This window comes from Mesorhizobium sp. M0119, assembly GCF_040322615.1.
GTDB lineage: Bacteria > Pseudomonadota > Alphaproteobacteria > Rhizobiales > Rhizobiaceae > Mesorhizobium.
Genome location: NZ_JAMYTU010000020.1, coordinates 33,313 through 53,224, shown reverse-complemented (window position 1 = coordinate 53,224; position 19,912 = coordinate 33,313). Strand labels below are relative to the sequence as shown.

The following is a 19,912-nucleotide window of genomic DNA, read 5'->3' as shown; positions in this document are numbered from 1 at the left end:
GGAACGGCCTTTGCGGCCCGTAAAGGCGACCGAAGCACCCGGGCGCTGGTAGCACAGGCAAAAGTAGATGGAGTCATTCGACCCCTCTCCTGAACAATCACCTCTCCCACCGTGTCCAGCACTCGCTCGCAGAGCAACCGGGCATCGGCTTGGGTCTCGATGCGATAGGCCTTCTTGAAAGAGCCATCATACGCCGGGGAACGGCTGTTTGGCTTCACGCAGAATGGCGGGGGCGAAGCTTGATGGACTTTAAGGCCTGGTCTTGGGGTGGACGCTCGCCAGCATCGAGGTGCATGTGCGGCCTTCGTTTTGGCCTTCGCGATGAAGCTGGATTTTGCCGCCGGCCCCGCGCACGAACGACCGACCGCGCCCCCCGCTGCAGACTTGAGATGTAATCCATGGCGGCCATGATCCTTGAGCTCGTGTTTGGTGGCGACGCGGTTGTGGCGGCGATCTGGACGGCACTGAGCTGGTGCACCGGAACAAAAGGCCCGTTGACCGCCAGATTCGCGGCGCTTCGCATCCGCATTGCCGACGGGCCGCCTCGGCCTCGACCACTTCGAGGGCCGCTCCTGGCAGGGCCTGCATCGAAACGCGCTCATGACCATGATCGCTTATACTTTTCCTCCAGCGCCGCCCTCGCCAGGGTCGGGCGCTTCAAGGCCGGAGCGGTCGCGATCCGGATCGAGCAGGTCTACCGGGACGTCCTGCGCCCCACGACGAGTGAAGCCCCAGTGCTGACGCACCGGACTTTGGGAGAGCCACCGTGCAGGTAGACGTCGCCAGGACGGGCGTCGTGCGTGGGCGCGAGGCACGTCAACAGACGCTGATCGTGAATTCCGGCGCTCTGGAGCCTGGAACGGTCGCGACGACCTCTATCGGTGCGAATTGCAACACAAACGCGCCGCCTCGAGGCGAGCCGGATCGAAATCACCGTCTGCGCTTGATCGTTGAGCCGCCGTTCGGCGGGCTCAATCGTGCCCTCGGTTTCGTCAACGATTTCGAGATGGGCCCTTTGGACCATCGCCACTGCCGAGCGCGGGAAAACGCAACGAGATCATGCCAGGTAGTAATTGTGAATTAACGTCTCTACTACCTTTTCACCTTGGAATCTTTCCATATAACGCCTATAGCCTACCTCTCCCATCCTCTTCCAAGTCTCTGGTTGCTTGAGCATGTCCCGGATTGCTTTGGTTAAGCTGTCCACATCATCGGGTGTGCATAAGACGCCAGCTTCTCCATCAGATATAAGTTCACCAGCAGCTACTCGCGTCGCCACGATGGGCAACTTCAATGCCATCGCCTCCATTACAGCTAACGGAGCCCCTTCCGATGATCGAGAGGACTGAACATAGACATCGGCTGCAGTTAAAACCTTCCAGCCTTCGTCCCGAATTCCCGCCCAATGAACACGGTGAGCTATTCCTAAATCCCTTGCCAAAGTTGGTAATTGCGATCTCTCCGGATCTACACCGATTATGATCAAGCGCACGTCAGGGCAATCACAGCACACCCTCTGAAAAGATTTCAGCAAGATATCTAGGCCTTTGAATGGAGTATCGAAGGCGATACACGCAAGAACTTTGTCCTGGCCAGAAATTCGAAATTCTCGCCTGAATTTGTCCCTCAATTGCGCTTGATTTGCGAAATCTACAAATGCACCCAAAGGCAATGTCGATAACTTACCGCTTTTAACGCCAGAATATCTCATTATATTTCGTATTTTATCCGAAACACAGACAACATTATCGTACAGACTCAGTACATATTTCCTTACTATGGGACTTGATATATTGTGCTCCGTATCTATTAATTTCGTAACTCTTAACAGCCTGGCAATAATTGCAATTTCAAATAGAAGAACGGAATTTGCAAAATTTGCATGAATAATTTCTGGCTTCGCATTGGAAATCAGTTTAAAAATTTTCAGCGGATTTAATTTCAACGTTACCGTTACAACGTCAACATCCAGACCCTTTAGTTCGTGCAAATAGGCGCAGCTTCTAGGCTGGTTCTGATATTGCATAACAGTCTTGTAACCCAACTGGCGGCATTGGCGGGCCGTCTCAAGAAAAAAATGCTCCCCTGCTCCGTATTTAGTGCTTTTCGAACAAGTTATATGCAGAATGGTCTTTTCCATGGATTGTGTTCCTCAATATCTCACGGATTTCGCGCGCTGGTTATCCGCCGCGGCTTCAACACAAGCCAGACGTCCGTCGTTGCGAATATCGAACTGATCGTGCTTGTCGGCAGGGATGCCGCTTGAAGACATTCGCATGACTATCTGCGAGTTCGCACTCGACTTCATCGTGATAATGGATCCGACCTGCGCACGGGACGAGAAATAGAAATTCTGTCTTTGCATATGTCTATCCTCAAGTGGTGCAGGTCTCATAGTTTGGTCCGATCTGCGTCGCGCGATCCCGCTGTCGTGGCCGCCTAGGGAATGCCTTTCACGAAGTGCCGCTATGCTGGTCAGCACCCAACCCGGCCTCCAGTATCGGCTTCGACATGAAGGTTGCCTGGATGAAAATGGCCAGCATCCACCCCAGCACGAGCCCCTGCAACCCACCAATTCTGGCTCCCGCAACCGCCATTCCTAACTCGAAGATAGCCGCGAGGCTGAGCCAGACTGAGGCAAGGCGCATATGGTTCCTCAATCTCATCAGAGCGATGTAGTGAAACTTGATCATGACGCCGAACAAGCTGAAACCCAGGAATCGGAGGCTCGAGCCGGCGATTTCCGGATAGGCTGGATTGAAGATGCGGAGAACGAATGACGAGAACAACAAAAGGAATATGCCAGTTGCTAGAGCACAAGCACCGGAGATCACGAGGGAGAATCGCAAATGGCGGCGCAGCTTTCCGGGGTCGGCCGCAGCTAACGTGAACAAGGTCGTGGTGAGCGCCGCGGGAATTATCAAGGCTACAGTGACGAGCATCCAGACGGGGTAGAAAGCCGCGTTGATCTCCGGTGACAAAAGCACTGCGACGACAAAGGGCAAAATGACAGCGGGCGCCTGGGTTGAGATATTGAGAAGATGGTGATCGATAACCTTGGGGTTGAGAGTTGCTAGTAAGTCGAAGTCTGGAGCCCGCATGACGCGCACTCGATATCTCCATGCAAAGGGAAGGAGGAGCAGAAGCGAAATGGCGATGCCGGCCACCCAGCTGAAGAGGACAGCCGATACGCCCTCCATCGAAGGGCGCATCATGACCACGGCCGCGAGCAGGATCAGCTTGACGATCGCGAAGACCAAATTTCGGTACATCGTCAGCATACTTCTAAGGAGTCCAATCAACGCTTGATCGAGCACCATGGCGATGGCGGTGATCGCACAGCCACCGACGAACAGTGGTCCAGCAAACGAACTTTCGGAGAACCGACCGAGCAGTGAGAGCGAACCCGCCAGAACGCAATAAACTGATCCAAAGAGGGCTGATAAAGCGAATGCTGTCAGCAAAGCAGCTATAATGAGGCCATGCGCACGCTCTGCATGCCGCTGCGTTTCGCCGAGCAGCAGGGTGCCCAGCCCGAACTCCCCCAGTTGAGACAATAGTACCATCATTGAGATAAGAGCCGACGCCGAGCCAGTCGCCTCGGCCGAAAGCGAACGTGCGGCCAACCACCAGTATACGAATCCCAAAGCGGCGTTGGTGCAGTTTCCGATCGCTAAAGCACCGGAATTTAGCGCGAATACGGCATTTGCACTCACCGCAATCCACAGAAATTTGGCGGTAGCTGAAAGGCCGAGCGTTCCTTGCCCGGTCGTTAACGGACTATCGTGCGTTGAAGGCATCCGAGCGCTTTGATCAGCGTTCATCAGCTGAGCAGCCAGACCTTTCTCGATCTGATAATGAGCAACTAACTTCTCAGGCGTCCGCGAGTCGCGATCCAATTTCGGAATCTTTGATCCATGCCGCTTGATGGGCACCGTTGTCCGGTTCGGATTCATCTGACTGCGCCATGCCAGTGCTCCAAATCCTTCTGCGGAAAAGGACATGCTTGTTCACGAGGCCCAAGCTGCGGAGGAAATGGTGGTTTAAAGCTTTTCACTCGTCCTCCGATGGGAGAGCGCTGCCCCCCAGGGGCCTCCTCTCCCTGCTTGGGTCCCAACGGGTTATCCATGTAGATGAAGCCCATCCACCAATTCACTTGCCGGCATCACTTCGGACCAATCCTCTGATCCGCGACCGCTGGCTCGCCGCTCCGCCTGCCGAACCGCTTCGATCTTCTGCCACGAGTCGCTCGTGCCCCGGTCGAGAGGCTTGAGGGCCCTGACCTGTTTCGCGATCCGGTTGGGGCGCGAGCCGACAGCGGCTTTTGCGGATGGTCCGGCAGGCCGTTGAACAGTTCCGAATGCACCTCGGCACAGAGTCGGTAGCGCTCGTCGCGGGAGGCGGCCCGCAGCCGATCCGCGAGCCGGCGTTCCAGTTCGTAGTGCGCGATCAGGCGCTCAGGCGGCCGTGTGTCCTTCCAGCGCCGCTGGCTCGCGACATAGTCAGGCTTCAGCTTTGTCATCACACGCCCCCATTCGATCTGGCGCCTTCTTGTGGCCGAGTCTGAGACCCTGGCGACCGGCTGGCCATGTCCACCCGCCATCGGAGCGGCCCAACGCAAGGGGCCTAGGGAAAGCCTCGGCCCGACAGTTGAAGTCCCCGGCCACCACCGAGCGTATCCGTGCAGAAAAAATCACCTTGCTGACCAAAATACCGGGCATCAATTCGGACCGATCCTCTACTCCGCCACCACGCGGGAAGGCTCGACATCGTTGGGGTTGGACGCAGCCGGCAAACTCTCGCCGGTCGGCGACGAGGTCGGGACCGGTGAACCGGCCGGCTCTCTTGGCTCGCTTTCGCCCACGATGATGTTGACGAGGTCCCCTGGCTGCAACAGGGTCATCCCGACGGACTCGATGCTGACCGGCCCGGCTGCCGATTGCCGCACGATTTGATAGGTTGCGCTGTTCGCGTCCTTAGCAAACTGGACGCGGGTCGCCGGCAACGTGTACAGGACGCCTTCGCTGATATTCAACTCGCGCACATTGGCCGCGATCTGGCTCTCCGTGGTCTCGATCTCGACCTCCAGATCGTTCATGAGGTCGGCCCGGGTCCGCAACACCTCAGACTCCAGCGAAGCCAGGCGCTGGTTGGCGCTCGCGTATTGGTTGAGGGCATCCTGCCGACGCTGTTCCGCGTCGGACAACTCACTCTGGATCTGATCCATAACCATAATGCTGAGAACTTTGCGGTCCACGAGGGTGCGCATGCTGTTGACGCGCTCCTGGCGCAGCTTGACGAGTTTGTCGAGCGACTCCATGCGCCCATAAGCGACAACATCATGCCTGGCCGCCTCCAGAGCACTCAGGTTCGCGCGCTCGCGATCCTTGCGGGCCGTGGCGATGGCCTTGCGCCGGGCGCTCTGCTCGTTGACGAGGTTAGCCGCTTCGGTCGCGCCGGCCAGTTCCAGCAGCTGGCGCGGGATAGTGGGTGCTGTACCGTCGCGCTCGGCTTTCAGCACCGCCGCGCGCGCGAGCAACTTCAACATGGCATCGATCGCCCCGCTCCGCTTCTGGGTCTCACGCACGGCTTCGATCTTCTGCCACGGCTCGCTCTCAGCCCGGTCAAGTCCGCCGGCCAGCGCGATCGCATGCAGGATCGTCATGCCGGGCGCGTACTTGAACGAGCCTGGATTTTTGACCGGCCCTAATACGTAAATGGGCGAGCGCTCCAGCGGCAGGATGTTGACCAGCCCCTTGTGGCCTAGCAGTTGATCGAACGTTTCCATCAGGTCGGCTTGTACCTGTAGCGTCGACCGGTTGGCGACCGCAATGGAGCCGAGCAAGGGCAGGGAAATCGTGCCGTCCTCTTGGACGGTATATTCGCCGCTCAATTCCGGACGCTGCAGGAGGCCGCGCAGGGCCGAGGCCGAGGACGCTCCCCCCCACTTGTCTTCCTCGACGTCGACGCGCTCGTAGAACGCGATCTTGAGGCGGTCGCCGACGCCGAACAGGGCTCCGGCTGCCATGCCTGGCGCCTTGCTGAGGTTTTTGGGGCGCTCGGCACTGGTGGGGACGGCAGGGACGACAGTCCGCTCGATCAATGCCGCGGCCGATGCATCCGGTCCCGTGCTGAGGGTTTTGGGGGGGGCGGCACTGGTGGGGACCGCAGGGACTGCGCTCCGTTCGACCGGCGCCACAGCCGACGGATCCGGTCCCGACGCGATCGCGCCGGAGGGTTGGGCCGTGGTTTGAACCGGTTGTTCTTGCAAGCTATCGATGGCAGCAGAAACCTTCTGCATCATGGCTCCCGAGGCGTCCTCGACCATCTGCGTCACGGCTCCGGAGACATCCTCGAGCTTCTGTACCACGGGATGGGAGGCATCCTCGGCCTTCTGCATCACGGCTCCGGAGACATCCTCCAGCTTCTGTACCAGGACTTGGGAGCCATCCTCAACCTTCTGCACCAGGGCTCCGGAGGCATCCTCGGCCATCTTTGCCACGGCGGCGGAGACATCCTCGACCTTCTGCACCACAGGTCCGGAGACATCCTTGACCTGTGCCACGGCTTTGGAAGCGACCTCTATTGCACCCAAGTGTTTGATTGCGGCCCCTCCCAAGGCCGCGACCCCGGAGAGCCCGAAGACAAGCAGGACAGCCTTCAATCCCCTGCGATGGGGCGTGTGTGACGAGGGAGTGACGGGCTCGGAATTGAGCTCTGTATCCACGGCCATGGCGTGTGGCTTTCACTTTCAATGGTGGCCAGCCCGTCCCGATGTCGAGCACGTGTCGACGAGCAAGGCTCTGCGGTATCGTGAGCCTTCACCGCCAGCGGCACAACTATCCCTTTGTGGGCACTCCTTTCGGATAAGCATGGTCTGGGGCGAACTCGGCCAACCAGATTGCTGCGCTCCAGGAGAGCTTCCTCGATGTAACGGGACAAACGCCATCGAACGCAACGGAGAGCCGGAAACGTGGTTTGCCGACGCAGCGTCTCGAATCGCCTGCGGCTCAGACATGCATTCGCAGGATGGCTGGGCCGTTTCCCACTATGTTGTCCAGGCCCAGAAGAACGACGCGACGAAGCCGTCAGTCTTGGCAATCCTATCGGGTAATCATAGCGGAACTGGCCGCGTCACTTTCTTTCGTCGGCTCTCACGTCCGGCTCGAATTCCGGCACCTGCCAAACGATCCTAGCAGCGCACCCCGACATCGGCCGCGGCCGGCAACCCCTCCATTGCCGGCCGGCAGATTTCGCCCACTTTCAAAGCCAAGAGGCATCTGCCCTGTTATCGGTGCCGCGTCGCATGGCCTGGCTCAACCAAGCCCTGGCAATCCTCACGGCCGCGCAGTCCTTTGCCACGATGGCTGCCTCCCTGAGCTGCTGAAACCAAGAGCTCGTAGCCTTGACCAAAAGCCCCAGGTTCAAGAATTCGGATACGCCTCGATGATGCTGCCCTACGCCTAAAGACGGTATTTGGGTGTAAGGGTTTCCGAGCGTAACATTAAGAAAGAAAAAGAAGCTGTGCGGTTGGCGCGTGGAGCACCCTAATCGACGCGTGTATCTCAATCGCGCCGAGCGAGAATGCGATGATGACAAGACAATCTTTCACAACCGTGCTTGTCGAGCCGAGCGAGTTGCTTCGAGAAGGGCTTGGTCGAATCCTGAATGCGGCAAATTTTCGTATTCTTTTCTCCGCGGCTTGTGTTCACGATCTTCTGCAGAAGCAGCTACCCCAGCACCGGGCCATCTTGCTCATCATAGATGTCGGCGATACTGATGCGGATGCTGAATTCGCCCAAATTGCAAACTTTAAGGCGATTTACCCGACCAGCCGTGTCGTTGCGCTAGCCGATCACTGTCGAACGACAAATATAGTCTCAGCTTTTCGTGCCGGGGCTAACGGGTACCTGACAAAGGTCGCTGCTTACGACACCTTCATCAAAGCTCTCGAACTGGTTATGCTAGGACAAACGGTGTTACCTGCGGAAACTTCGACGGCTATTCAGGATATTAGGCAAGATTTGAAAAATGAAGCGGTAGTTGATTTAACAAAGGTAGTAGTTAAAGTGGAGAATGGCGGAAAAGAACTAGTAATTTTGTCAAATCGGGAGAACTGCATTCTACGTCGCTTGATCGAAGGGGAGTCTAACAAAGCCATCGCGCGCGAGATTAACATCGCCGAGGCTACAGTGAAGGTACACGTCAAGGCCATCCTTCGAAAGATTCGGGTCCGCAACCGAACACAGGCTGCAGTTTGGGCGATGAACCATGGTATGCTGAATCCAGCGTCTAGCAACGGCCCGACGGGGAACGACACGATAGCACCTCAGTCAGCTCACCTTCCGCATGACCTGCCTGAAGCACAAAACGGATACCTCTTTCTCGATAATGATCATCCGATATGACCAGCGATAGATCTTCGTTCGGGCTGGTGCATCCATTTGCCAGAGTTCGTTCCCAAGGCATGGGGCTCAAATCGTTCCCGGGCTGGGCGAAGGAGCGCGGTGGAGGCCGCACGGATCATGTGGACAGCGCCAGCGTGACCACGACCCGCCCCGCTAGTCTAGCTGTGGGTCGTCTCAGATCCAGTTTCCTTTCGCATTTCCCTCTGTAGACAATAGCGGTGGATCGACGAAGTAGATCGCCTCAAACGGCTTGCCCTCAGCGCGTGACCTGATACAAAATTGCAAGGCTGACGGATTTTACTGCCATTTTGAATTCGAGGATTCATCAAAATGGGCCAAGCAAAAACTGTTTCTGGATTGTCATTCAGCGAAGCCCGCATCGGAACGGTTGAAGGCGGAGAATCCGGGGTCCTGGTGTGGAAACGCGACCAACTGGTGGCGGTCCTTACCCAAATCGACGAGGAAGCTTACTCCACGAAAGGCAAATGGTTCCTCGAAACGGGATTTGGGCTGCTGAGCGGACAGCACAAGAACTTCGATACGGTCGAGGAGGCCATAAGATGGGTAGGGAGTCACACCTTCCCCGAGCCTGCTTAGATAGGCCGCCGATTATCAAATGAATATTTGACTGGGCAAACAGTCGAATACGGCCGCAGGAGTCACCCAAGCTGGGCAGTGTTATGCTTGGGCTCACTCCTCAGCCAGAATTCCTTCTGAGAGAAGATCGTTGAGCTTGCAGGCGACTTCCGTGCGGTTGGTCGCCTTTAGCTTCTTCATGATATTGCGGATGTGCACCTTCACCGTGCTTTCGCGCAAATTCAGTTCGTAGGCGATGATCTTGTTCGCCTTGCCGCGCCGGAGCGCTTGCGCAACCTCGGCCTGCCGAAGCGTGAAAATACCCGCAAAAGGCTGCGTGTCGCGGCGGCCCGACTCCATCAGGTGCCGCATAGCAAGGACACTGCTCGCCGGCACGAAGATGCCTCCCGCTGCCGCAAGGTTGATTGCCTCGACACAGACATCGATTCCAACAGAGGTCGGAATGTAGCCGCGTGCACCGCATTCGAGAGCGGTCAGTATCTGGGCAAGGTCTTCGGTGTCGGCCAGGACGACCACAGGGACTGATTTGAACTCGCAGGAAATATGCCTAATCTCGTCAGCGATGCCACGATCGGTGACCTTCCGACTGCCAAGATTGAAGAGTATGGCTGCAAGGGGAGGGGCCGAGCTCTTTCTGACGCGCCATTCCTCGATGGAACCCAAGGCGGCGACATCCATGCCGAGTTCGTGCTCCACGAGAGCCGATGCGAGACACTCGCGGTCTAGTGCCCTTCCGTCCAGGATGAGAAGGCATTCCCTGCCTGTCTGCCCGCGGACGACTTCCGTTCCGCCGCACGGGACTCCGGGCCGATTGGCCGAAGTGTAATTGTGCAGTCCTGCTGTGGAACCCATATCAATACCCGCTCTCGCCCACACAAGCCACTCCGGCCAATATGGTCCCGCATTCTCTGGCATTGAAAAATTGGTACTACGACTTGTGAAACGTCGAGTCGATTACCCCATTTGCGTCGTTTTCAGCTCCCTGAGCCCCGGCGAGACCCAACCTGGGTAAGTCTAGGGTTTATTTATAAGCAGTCTCTAACATAGGTTGCTTTTTTCGTAATTTTCAGGGAATCCCGCCAAGCTGGGCCCAAAGGGCTGCAATCTGCCTGAAGACGCATGCATCGGACCACTTAGCCCTCTTCAGCCCAGCAGCCGAACGTGGATCGGCTAGTGCCTGCGGCGATTCAGCGGTAGACCAGAGGGTGCCGTTGACACGGTTAGCGCACAGTGGTGATCGCCGTGGTTCAACAATTTAGTTCGAGCCCACCCGATGGGCCTGCCGTAGTGTAAAGGGCCTCTGCGCATATTTCGGCAGCACGCCGTCCTCGGTGCGATAGGCCGAGTTGCCGCGGTCATGATGATCTCGCCTGTCACACTTTGGTCAGCACGAACGGGGTTGCGTTCCGCTCGGCCCAACCTTCGACCGCCTCGAGCCGGATACCGCTGTCTCGAGACATACCAAGCTCTACCAGGTGTCCCGCGCACGACCAGCCCTCCGTAAATGTTGTCTCGAACTGTTCCGGCGACGGAATGATCGTTTTCAGCGGAAATTTTGATGTCCATGCGCTGGCGTTCAAAGAGATAGCCGCTACCTGAGATACTCGCTGTCGAATCCGGCTGTTTCGACCAGCTTCTTGCGGTTGATCACCTCTACATGGCCTGACTTGAAAGAGACGAGATCGGCCTTGCGGAGCTCCCTTAACGTTCGGTTGACGTGAACCGTGGTCATTCCGAGGATGTCCGCCAGTTCATGCTGGGCAAGGGGGCACTCATATCTTCCATGGGCCGACAGCCCAACCATGGAGAGCCTCTCCTCCAACTCGAGCAGGAAATGGGCGGTACGCCTCATCGCGTTCCGCCGCCCGGTATTCATGAGATGTTCGGCAAGGATGGCGTTCAGGCGCGCCAGCGAGCAGGCGATCTTCTTCCCGATTCGGCCTTCCGACAGGATGGCCTCGACCAGTTCCTTACTGGAAATTTCATAAACAGCGAGTTCGGTTATGGACGCCAGCGACGCAAGATGGGGTCCGTCCAAGCCACGGAAACCGACGACGTCCCCCTTGAGGGGAGTGTCTATGATCTGCCGCTCTCCGTCCGGCAGTGCGTGATAAAGTATTGCCCAACCCGATTTTACAATGAATATCTCACTGTTGTCGTCCTCCTGGCGGCATATCACCGAATGGGGTTTATAGATTTTTGCTGTAGCACCGAGAAAATTGTTGTTCCCCCACTCATTCTTCGACAACGTCCCCCCTATGGGATGAGAGCACATGAACTGCAATAGTGACTGCATGGAGACTCGCAAGTTTGCTTCTGCTTCCACACTACTGACAATAGTATCTCCCGGATAAATCGACAGAACGACCTCTTACCCTAAGGGCGGGTTGACCTATTGTCCTCGTCTGTTTGAATGAGGTAAACGGCGCTTAACTTAGGATGTTCAAGGTGGTTAAGTCTCGCGGTTAGGCCGGACAACAGGCTCCGAAACGCTAATCGCTCGCGGCGCAGTAACGGCCAGGCTGCCCCGATTACACTGCGGTATGTGACAGTTACAGATCAAGCAAAACGTCGCCTTGCGGGCGGCTGCAGCACGCCAGGACGTAGCCTGCCGATTTGTCGTCCAATGTCAGCCCGCCTAGGTCATCCATGACGACTTCGCCGGACAGCTTGGCGATCCGGCACGTACCGCAAATTCCCTGCTGGCAAGCGGTGGGGACGTAAACGCCACATTGGCGCGCAGCTTCCAGCAGGGTTTCCCGCTGGGTGCAATGATGGTGTCGAGACCGCTTCGGGGCCGCCCGTGGCCTTGTCGCGATAACGTACCCGAGAACGCTGTTTTCAGACTCCATGACGCCCCGATCGAATGTCGTGCCGATAATTCATCGTTATTCAACCCGAACGAAAGCAAGCTGCGGATCGGGCGGCATGGTGCGTATATCGAAACTCCTCATTGGAACGGCTTGCTCGCCGCCTTGACGCTGACGGATGCGCGACCAGCGGACCGCCGCTTCACTTCCACCAGCCGACAGGCTAGACTGGCATACAAGGACAATCGCAGGATTTTGGCTTCAAGTGAGCCCGTGCCGGACGAGGTGGCGGACGACCGGGGAAAACATCTGCTGGCCGATATAAGAGCCGAGGTTCGCATCTTCGAAGATCGTTTGGGCGGTGACGGCATCCTCGACTATGGGGATACCTGCCTCGCGCGCTTGAGCCATCATATCTTCGGCCGCACGGCCCTGACCCTTGCCGACAACCGTCGGCACAGGCGTTTCGCCCTTGACGTAGCGCAACGCCACGGCGCGGTCGCCTGACACCAGGACGATGACCGCGTTTTTCACACCCAGCTTCGCAGGCTGCATCACTGCTTCGCGCCGCTGTCGCTGGTGTTCACGGCGGATCAATGGATCGCCTTCGAGGTCCTTGTGTTCGCGCTTGTATTCGGTCGTCGTCATGCGCATGTCACGTAGGAACAGCCAGCGCTGAATAGGAACATCGATCAAGCCGATGACGACAAAGGCCAGGGCGGCGGCAATTCCGAGAGGTGTCATCACCGCCTTGATGATCGGCTCCAGGCATGCCTGACCACAGCCTGGTGCATCGAAGAGAGGCTGTAGCCAGGCGATCAGGATGAATACGAAAAGGCTTGCCAGGAACACCACCTTGACGAGGCCCTTGGCGAACTCGATGACGTTGCGGAGCGACAGGATCTTCTGAAGGCCCTTCGCCGGGTTTATGTGATCGAACTGCAGCTTGAGCGGCTCGAACGAGAAGACCGGCCCGAACGTGGCCAGCATGCCGAAGGCTACGGTGAAAACCACAACGATCCCGACTAGCGGCAATGTAGCAAGCATCAGCAATGAGAACGAGTGGTGGATGGCCCGCAGGCTGACCTCCTCGAAGGAGCCGCCGGGCACCGTCACGGTCTCCACGAGTTCCGAAAGATGTTTGAAGAGCAGCGGCCAGCAAAAATAGAGATAGCCAAGCGCTGCGAAAAGAGTGAAGCCGGAAACCAGGTCGCGGCTTTGCGAAACCTGGCCCTTGCGGCGGGCGTCGCGAAGCTTCTTATCGGACGCCGGTAGTTTCTTTTCCTCAGCTTCTTCGGCCATGTTGCAATCTTACCGCACTATCGTGGTTCCAGTCGGCCGATGCCCTGTGTAAGGTGGGACGGGCTTGAATACGGAGAGGTGGATTTGCGGTTGCGTGTCGTATTCCTGCCGGTCGTCGTCGCGCTGGCGCTGAGCGGTTGCCAGACGACCAAAACCGGCTCGGTGCAGGCCAAGGCACAAGGCCCATCGTCTCAATCCGAGCGCCTGATCAAACTTGCCGACGATATTGATGCGCGTGGAGAAAGTGATACGGCCATCGCGCTCTACCAGCGCGCAGCAGCAATGCCGGACGCCAAGGCGAGCGCGTTCGTCAAGACGGGCGATGCTTACATGCGGGCGGGCTATCCCGCCGACGCCGCTAAAGCATATCAGGCCGCGCTCGCCAAAGCTCCCAATGACGGCGGAGCAATGCTTGGGCTTGGCTCGGCGATGATAGAGGCAGGCGATATCGATGCGGGCATGCGCGCGCTTGCGCAGGCAGCGCCGCTGGTCAACACCAGCAGCGCCTACAATCGATTGGGCGTTGCGCAGACTTTCGCCGGGCAGACAGGACAGGCGCAGGAGACTTTCGGCCAGGCGTTGAGACTTGCGCCGGGCGATCTTGACGTCGAGACCAACATGGCATTGGCGGCTGCGCTCGAGGACAATTCCGCCGCGGCGCTGCCGCTGGTGCAGAAAATTGCCGCCGCCCCCAACGCGCAATTGCACCACAAGCGCAACATTGTGGTGGTGTACGGGCTTCTTGGCCAGGCCGACCAGGTCAAGGCCTCGCCGCCAATCGGCCTGACGACCAAGGAGGTCGCCACCCTGCTTGCCCGCGCAAGAACCATCCGGCTGAAGGGCAGCACTCAGGCCAAAGCGAAGGCGCTCGGCTCCATCCTCGGCTAGCGAATCGGGCCGGAGGGCCTGAAGCGGCCTTCCGCCAAGCGCGACGCGCAGAGTGACACTACGCGGGCGAATACCGCGCCGGCTCACTCGACTGGGAGCGTTGTTTGCGGCACCGACGGCGCGCTGTTGGCGCCGCCTATCGGAGCCTCCTCGCCATCTAGGTAGCGACGGGCCGCGCGCGCGGTCGGTGCGGCCGCTGCCGGGCCCATGCGGCGGCCTTCTACGAGATCACGCTGGCTTTCGGACATACGCTGAAGATTGAAGGCATTGGCGCAACCGGGCGGCAAATGGGAGCCGACGCCGGAGACGATCGTCAGGTTCGTCTTGGCAGCAGAGTTGTCGTCGTCGGCTGGCTCGGCCAGACAGGCATCGGGAGCAAGAACTGAGCCGCCGACACCTTTCTCGGAGCCGCCTGCATCCGTCGAAACATAGTTATAGCCGGGCGAATAATCCTGCCGCGATTGCGGGCTGTTCGCGCAGCCGGCCAGGACCAGCGCTGGAATAACGCAGAAAAATCCGATGGGCGATGTCATATCCGGTCCTCGTTACTTGATGATCAGACCCGTCGCCGACGCGTCATTGGCGTGCTTGCGGCTGCGGTGCTTGGCTGCCGGACGGTCAAGCGGCGTGGCGAGGCTGTCGCGCACCGGTTCCACCAGATAGGGCGTGATCAAAATGACCAGTTCGGTCTCTTCGTGCTGGAAACGCTGTGATTGAAAAAGCGGGCCAAGCACCGGTACATCGCCGAGCACCGGAAACTTTTCCAGATTGCGCGAAGTCCGCTGCTGGAAAAGGCCGGCAATCGCAAATGTCTGACCGCTCGCCACTTCGACCGTGGTGTCGGCCTTGCGCACGACGAAACTCGGCATGGCGAAGCCGTTGGCGCTTACGGATCCGGTCTCAGATAACGAACTGACTTCCGGCTGGACATGGAGCGCGATGCGATTGCGGCCGATCAGCGTCGGGGTGAAGCCGAGGGACACGCCGAAGGGCTTGTATTGGACGGTGGCGACGTCGGTTCCTTGCGGGATTGGAACCGGAATTTCGCCACCGGCGAGAAAGCTTGCAGTCTGACCGGTCATGGCCGTCAGGTTCGGTTCGGCCAGTATCTTGACGATGCCGTTGCGTTGCAGGGCTTCGATCAGAATGTCGAAGTTCAGGCCATGCGCCTGGTCCATGCTCAAACCGAAATTCCCGTTGCCCGAGGGCACACCGTTGTCCTGGAACATGTTGAATTCGAAGCCGCCGCTCCTGTAGCCGACGGACCAGTCGACGCCGTAGGACTGCAGTTCCGTGCGCGAGACTTCGGCGAAGCGAACCCGGATGTTGACTTGCTGTGAGCCCTGCACGGTCATGTTGTTCAGCGGCGGCTGTTCCGGCGGCGAGAAGGTCCGGGCGACATTGTCCAGATCCGTTGCCTCATCGACGCCTCGCGCCTCGCCTGTTGCAACGATACGGGTTCCGAAAATGTGGAGATTTGTCGCCGAGCTCGGCTGCATTGCTTGCTTGGCCTCGGTAGCAGGCGTGACATCGGGGGTGACGCGGAACTGGGCTGTTGCCTCAATCCGTTCATCGGCCGTGATCGCAATTAGGTTGGTCAGGCCGGGTTTGAGCCCGAACACGTAGACCATGCTCGGCGACACGACCTGAAGGTCCGCGATCGTGGTGTCGGCAATCAGCACGGATTCGACCGGTTCATTGAACCGCAACAAGCGTCCTTGTCCGACCGGCAAGCCGACCGTTGGTTTGCTCGGCAACGGTGATATGTTCTGTGCCGTCGCATCGGCTAGTGTGAGCAGCAACGCCAGCAGGACGCCAATAGTCGCGATAGCCAACCGGCCTAAATCTGCCCGCCGGGCGAAAGCGGCTGATCCTACGTCTGCCGCGGTGTTGTGGGTGGTCATTGCCATTTCTCTCCTGAATCCCCAATGTCCGTCCGTCCGGCTGGCGTCAGGAGGGCGCCTCCTGCGCGGCGTTCGCCTGAGCCGACGGGAGCGAATGGGAGACGACGCGCGCGCCGGCGTTGCCGGGGCGGCCAGCGATCGTGGCCAGCGGCTGGACATTGAACTCGTGTGCGAGTTCCTGGAAGGACAGGACAGGAAGCTCGATGGCATTATGTGCGAGCAGGCTGCGCATGTGACGGCGCACATCCATCGCGGCGAGAACGACCGGCGAAACATCGGTGGCGTTCTGCGACCGGGCTCGCTCGATTTCGGTGACCAAAGCCTGCGCATCATCGTCCGACAGGTTCAGGAAGGTGCCGGTCGATGTGCTTTGCACCGCGTTTCGCAGGATATCTTCGGCCGAACGCTGCAGCACATAGGCCGCGATGATGTTGTTGGGGCCGGCGAAGCGGAAGCTGATCTGGCGCTTCAAGGATGTGCGGACATATTCCGTCAGCAAGAGGACGTCCTGTTCGCGTTGGCCCCATTCGATGAGTGCCTCGAGGATAAGGCGCAGATTGCGGATCGGGACGTTTTCGCCGACGAGCCGGCGAAGCACTTCGGCGATCTTCTGGAGCGGCACTGTCTCCTGCGCCTGCCTGACCAGATCCGCATAATCCGGTTCCATCTCCGAGAGCAGTCTGCGTGTCTCCTGAATCCCGACGAAATGGCCGGCATAAAGGCGAAGTGCATGGCCGGTCCATTTGGCCGCTATTTGCACCGGCGTTGAGAAGACAAAGCCGGCCTCGTTCAGTGCTGACAGGTAGCCGTCATCGGCCCATACGAATTTGCGCAGACCGGCAATCGGAGAACCTTTTTTGTAAGGTATTTCGAGCAGATCGAGATGCGTGGTGTCCGCTTCGACAAGAACACGGTTGGCAGGAATTTCAGACTCCAGGATGGGCGCACCTTCCAGATCGACGCGGACGCTTCGTTGCGAAAGCATCTCGTCGACCTGCATGCCGATGGCCGGAACGTCGACACCGAGATCACCGAAGAGCTCACGGCGCACGCCGTCGGCGAGCGCGGCAAATTCGGCCTCCGGGACCAAGCGAGCGAGCTCGGTTCCGAAGCGCACCACGACGCGGTAGGATGGAGACAGTGTTGCGGTGGAGATCGCCGAAAGCGACGCGGAATCCCCTCGCTGTGCAGGCGAGGCGGTATGGCCGATGTCTTGAGGCCCGGACTCCTGGGCGGTGCGGCGATTGATTGCATAGGCGCCTGCGCCGCAGCAGGCACCAAGGACCAGGAACATGATGGAGGGGAAGCCTGGCACCATGGCAAGGCCGACCATGATCACGGCTGCGAGTGCGAGCGCGCGGGAGTCGCGCAGCAGTTGGCTGGTTATTTGCTGGCCAAGATCGCCCGTTCCATCCGCGCTGCCGACGCGCGTCACCATTGTACCGGCGGCCACAGCGACGAGCAGTGCGGGTATCTGCGCCACCAGGCCATCGCCCACGGTGAGCAACGTGTAGGTCGCAGCCGCGTCGCCGAGCGACATGTCGTGCTGCAGCGTGCCGACTGCGAAACCGCCGATCAAGTTGACCAAAATGATCACAATGCCTGCAATCACGTCTCCCTTGACGAATTTCATGGCGCCGTCCATTGCGCCAAACAGCTGGCTCTCGCGCTCCAGTTGCTGGCGCAGGTGGCGTGCCTCCGCCTGGTCGATGTCGCCGTTGCGCAGCTCGGCATCGATGCTCATCTGCTTGCCCGGCAGTGCATCGAGCGTGAAGCGCGCGGCCACCTCGGCGACGCGTTCGGCGCCCCGCGCAACAACGATGAACTGTGCAACAGTGATGATCAGGAAGATGACGAGGCCCACGGCAATGCTGCCGCCAACGACGAAGGTGCCGAAGGCGGTAATGATCTCTCCCGCGTCGGCCTGGAGTAGGATGAGTCGCGTGGTCGTGATCGTGATCGCCAGCCGGAACAAAGTCGCGATGAGGATGACCGACGGCAGTGACGAAAACTGGAGTGGATGAGAAACGTAGAATGAGGCCAGCAGAATAAGCACGCTGATGGCGATGTTTGCGGTGATGAGACTGTCGACGAGAAACGTCGGCAATGGAATGAGCATCATTACCACCGCGACGAGCATCAGAATGGCAATGACCAGATCACTGCGGCGTGACAGCCTGACAACGAATTGCATCAGACGTTCCGAGACGGTCATCGGACGCCTCGTTGCGACAGGAAGCTAAGCAAGGCACTACGCGCCTCCGTCTTTCGCCCGGCTACGAGCAAGGCGCGGCTCTTCAGTAATGTAAGCACCGGATGATCCATTCCTTCCAAGGTCTCCAGCCTGGCAATCGTGGCAAGCGCCTTTTCCGCCTCGCCATCGAGTATGAGAAGGTGGGCCAACGTTCTGAGGACGCCGGCATTTCCCGGCGAGAGCTGTGCAGCAATGAGCAGGTAGGCCGCGCCCCGCTTTGCCTGCCCGTGGCACCCGTAGAGATAGCCCAGGACATGCAAAAGATGCACGGTGTCACGCGGATCGGTCAGAGTTCGATCCTTCCTGCATGCGACCAAGCAGATCGCGATGACGCTCGATTTCATCCTCCATCAGCGTTCTGGCGAGCGTCTTGAGTTGCTCCCCACCCTCAAGGGTTGGGACCAGGTGCGTTACGAGGTGCTGGAGAATAGGCACGGAGCGCCGCAGGATAGCTGGTTCGGGAATATTGGGCATGACGAAATTGGCGAGTATCTCGTCGAGCGACTCGCCGGCCGCACCTTGAGAAGCCTGGAATTCCGCCGTTTCCGGCCCTTCTGCACCAGCGGCTGATCTCGCCCCCTGAGCACCGTTGGCTGCTTTGCCGACCCCATTTGTCCGTCGCCGGCTGATGGCCTGGCCACGCACATTTTCCGCATGCCGCCCGTCGCGGCCCGCCGTGTCAATCCGTGCCGTGTCGAATCGTGCCGCTTCAAGCCGGCGGTTCACGGATATTTCAGCGCGACCGTGGCGCCGCCCTTAGTCAGGAGAAGTTCGGTTTCGCCGATGTGTTCGACGGCCCAGCCGTCGTCGGTGAATGCACCTTCGTGATATCGCGCGCCATCGGCTGCGATGACGTAGGGCCGCTCGCCATACCAGATCGCCTGCAGCCTCAGGCGCGGCGCCTGCTGCGCATTGCCAACCATGACGTTGGAGATGAGGGGAAGGTGAGCGCCGAACGACTGATCGAACCAGGATTGCGTCTCTGCCCAGACATCACTCTTGTCGTTCGGGATCATACCCGAGACCACAAGGCGTCCGTCTGATTGCAGAACTGTTAATGTGATTATGCCGGATTGCTCGAGGCGCAATTTGAGCTGACTTACCGCTTCGGCGGCAGTCTGGATTTGCGCTGGCGATGAAGCGTCCAGGACTTTTTCGCCTGTCTTGCCGGCGAAAGCCACTTTGACCGTTTGCCCGTCTTGGGAGGACGCCTTTGTGCCAATCTCTTGCTTGGCGAACGAGAGCCCGTTCGCGGCGACGGAAACTGCCAGAACCGCACAGAGAACGCTGCTGGCGATCAGCAGCGGACGATTGGCAAAATACCCAAAAGACCATCGATTGGGTGCGCGTTCCAGGCTGACCAGCCGGATGCGCGCTTCGCCTAGGCTTATGGTGAGCGGCAGCCTGCAGCGGCTGCCATGTCCCTCACGGATGGTCTCGCTCGTGGCCAATATGACATCGCCGCCGACGGCTTCGATTTCAACTTGGCTGCCCTTGCGACGCAGCCTTGCATGAATCGGTGCAATACCGGCATCCCGCAGGACAATGTCCGACTCGGTGCTGGAGCCGATCGTATATTCTGGCTCGACCAGGCTGACTTCGGCACCGGCGTGAAATCCATGGGTTACGCTCAGCGCTATGGAATGTCCGGTACCCGGGGAGGGGGCGATGATCGATCGGAGTCGACGCGCCGGCACTGCTGCTTCCAGACGTTTGCTGATAGGACGAGCGGTCATGCCACTTCATCTC

The 19,912-nt window shown here is 58.9% G+C and carries 18 protein-coding genes and 1 pseudogene; 5 read left to right on the top strand and 14 right to left on the bottom strand.

Annotation, left to right across the window (positions count from 1 at the left end; translation table 11 throughout):
- Positions 1 to 543 precede the first annotated feature (543 nt).
- A pseudogene (locus tag NKJ40_RS31950) lies at positions 544 to 741 on the top strand (IS701 family transposase); the annotation flags it as partial.
- A gap of 316 nt (positions 742 to 1,057) precedes the next feature.
- Here the strand turns inward: NKJ40_RS31950 and NKJ40_RS19335 are convergent.
- The 4 genes from NKJ40_RS19335 to NKJ40_RS19320 all read right to left on the bottom strand — a co-directional run bounded on the left by NKJ40_RS19335 (position 1,058) and on the right by NKJ40_RS19320 (position 6,733).
- Positions 1,058 to 2,140 (bottom strand): glycosyltransferase family 4 protein, encoded by a 1,083-nt coding sequence (locus tag NKJ40_RS19335; protein ID WP_352467395.1) that lies wholly within the window; start codon positions 2,138 to 2,140, stop codon positions 1,058 to 1,060.
- 12 nt (positions 2,141 to 2,152) lie between these two features.
- On the bottom strand, positions 2,153 to 2,365 hold the full coding sequence (locus NKJ40_RS19330; protein ID WP_352467394.1) for a hypothetical protein: 213 nt from the start codon (positions 2,363 to 2,365) through the stop codon (positions 2,153 to 2,155).
- An 88-nt stretch (positions 2,366 to 2,453) separates the two neighbouring features.
- Positions 2,454 to 4,004 carry a lipopolysaccharide biosynthesis protein gene (locus NKJ40_RS19325; RefSeq protein WP_352467393.1) on the bottom strand — a complete coding sequence of 517 codons (1,551 nt, stop codon included), beginning with the start codon at positions 4,002 to 4,004 and terminating at the stop codon, positions 2,454 to 2,456.
- A 734-nt stretch (positions 4,005 to 4,738) separates the two neighbouring features.
- Positions 4,739 to 6,733, bottom strand: coding sequence for a polysaccharide biosynthesis/export family protein (locus tag NKJ40_RS19320; protein WP_352467392.1), 1,995 nt, complete (start codon positions 6,731 to 6,733; stop codon positions 4,739 to 4,741).
- 856 nt (positions 6,734 to 7,589) lie between these two features.
- On the opposite strand from NKJ40_RS19320, the gene NKJ40_RS19315 reads away from it, so the two are divergent.
- Positions 7,590 to 8,408 (top strand): LuxR C-terminal-related transcriptional regulator, encoded by an 819-nt coding sequence (locus tag NKJ40_RS19315; protein WP_352467391.1) that lies wholly within the window; start codon positions 7,590 to 7,592, stop codon positions 8,406 to 8,408.
- A 330-nt stretch (positions 8,409 to 8,738) separates the two neighbouring features.
- Positions 8,739 to 9,005 (top strand): hypothetical protein, encoded by a 267-nt coding sequence (locus NKJ40_RS19310; RefSeq protein ID WP_352467390.1) that lies wholly within the window; start codon positions 8,739 to 8,741, stop codon positions 9,003 to 9,005.
- Positions 9,006 to 9,098: 93 nt separating this feature from the next.
- On the opposite strand, the gene NKJ40_RS19305 is transcribed toward NKJ40_RS19310, so the two are convergent.
- The 5 genes from NKJ40_RS19305 to NKJ40_RS19285 form a co-directional block, all read right to left on the bottom strand.
- Positions 9,099 to 9,857, bottom strand: coding sequence for a LuxR C-terminal-related transcriptional regulator (locus NKJ40_RS19305; protein ID WP_352467389.1), 759 nt, complete (start codon positions 9,855 to 9,857; stop codon positions 9,099 to 9,101).
- Between the two features lie 521 nt (positions 9,858 to 10,378).
- A complete protein-coding gene (locus NKJ40_RS19300; RefSeq protein WP_352467388.1) occupies positions 10,379 to 10,585 on the bottom strand; it encodes a hypothetical protein in 207 nt (68 codons plus the stop codon).
- Between the two features lie 11 nt (positions 10,586 to 10,596).
- Complete coding sequence (locus NKJ40_RS19295; RefSeq protein ID WP_352467387.1) at positions 10,597 to 11,253, bottom strand: Crp/Fnr family transcriptional regulator; 657 nt, start codon at positions 11,251 to 11,253, stop codon at positions 10,597 to 10,599.
- Between the two features lie 304 nt (positions 11,254 to 11,557).
- Complete coding sequence (locus tag NKJ40_RS19290; protein WP_352467386.1) at positions 11,558 to 11,857, bottom strand: 2Fe-2S iron-sulfur cluster-binding protein; 300 nt, start codon at positions 11,855 to 11,857, stop codon at positions 11,558 to 11,560.
- Between the two features lie 219 nt (positions 11,858 to 12,076).
- Positions 12,077 to 13,117 carry an EscU/YscU/HrcU family type III secretion system export apparatus switch protein gene (locus NKJ40_RS19285; RefSeq protein ID WP_352467385.1) on the bottom strand — a complete coding sequence of 347 codons (1,041 nt, stop codon included), beginning with the start codon at positions 13,115 to 13,117 and terminating at the stop codon, positions 12,077 to 12,079.
- An 84-nt stretch (positions 13,118 to 13,201) separates the two neighbouring features.
- Here NKJ40_RS19285 and NKJ40_RS19280 point away from each other — a divergent pair, with 84 nt between their 5' ends.
- Positions 13,202 to 14,005, top strand: a complete 804-nt coding sequence (locus NKJ40_RS19280; protein WP_352467384.1) for a tetratricopeptide repeat protein — start codon at positions 13,202 to 13,204, stop codon at positions 14,003 to 14,005.
- A gap of 83 nt (positions 14,006 to 14,088) precedes the next feature.
- Here NKJ40_RS19280 and NKJ40_RS19275 read toward each other — a convergent pair whose 3' ends face one another.
- The 4 genes from NKJ40_RS19275 to NKJ40_RS19260 are packed head-to-tail and all read right to left on the bottom strand — an operon-like array spanning position 14,089 to position 18,507.
- Positions 14,089 to 14,538: a hypothetical protein gene (locus tag NKJ40_RS19275; RefSeq protein WP_352467383.1), complete on the bottom strand. Its 450-nt coding sequence runs from the start codon at positions 14,536 to 14,538 to the stop codon at positions 14,089 to 14,091.
- 12 nt (positions 14,539 to 14,550) lie between these two features.
- Positions 14,551 to 15,909: a type II and III secretion system protein family protein gene (locus NKJ40_RS19270; RefSeq protein WP_352467382.1), complete on the bottom strand. Its 1,359-nt coding sequence runs from the start codon at positions 15,907 to 15,909 to the stop codon at positions 14,551 to 14,553.
- A gap of 46 nt (positions 15,910 to 15,955) precedes the next feature.
- A complete protein-coding gene (sctV, locus tag NKJ40_RS19265) occupies positions 15,956 to 18,103 on the bottom strand; it encodes a type III secretion system export apparatus subunit SctV (RefSeq protein ID WP_352467381.1) in 2,148 nt (715 codons plus the stop codon).
- 17 nt (positions 18,104 to 18,120) lie between these two features.
- A complete protein-coding gene (locus NKJ40_RS19260; protein WP_352467380.1) occupies positions 18,121 to 18,507 on the bottom strand; it encodes a tetratricopeptide repeat protein in 387 nt (128 codons plus the stop codon).
- Between NKJ40_RS19260 and NKJ40_RS19255 the strand changes: the two genes are divergently transcribed.
- A complete protein-coding gene (locus NKJ40_RS19255) occupies positions 18,491 to 18,733 on the top strand; it encodes a hypothetical protein (RefSeq protein ID WP_352467379.1) in 243 nt (80 codons plus the stop codon). The genes NKJ40_RS19260 and NKJ40_RS19255 overlap by 17 nt on opposite strands.
- A gap of 152 nt (positions 18,734 to 18,885) precedes the next feature.
- Here NKJ40_RS19255 and NKJ40_RS19250 read toward each other — a convergent pair whose 3' ends face one another.
- On the bottom strand, positions 18,886 to 19,899 hold the full coding sequence (locus NKJ40_RS19250; RefSeq protein ID WP_352467378.1) for a SctD/MshK family protein: 1,014 nt from the start codon (positions 19,897 to 19,899) through the stop codon (positions 18,886 to 18,888).
- Positions 19,900 to 19,912 lie beyond the last annotated feature (13 nt).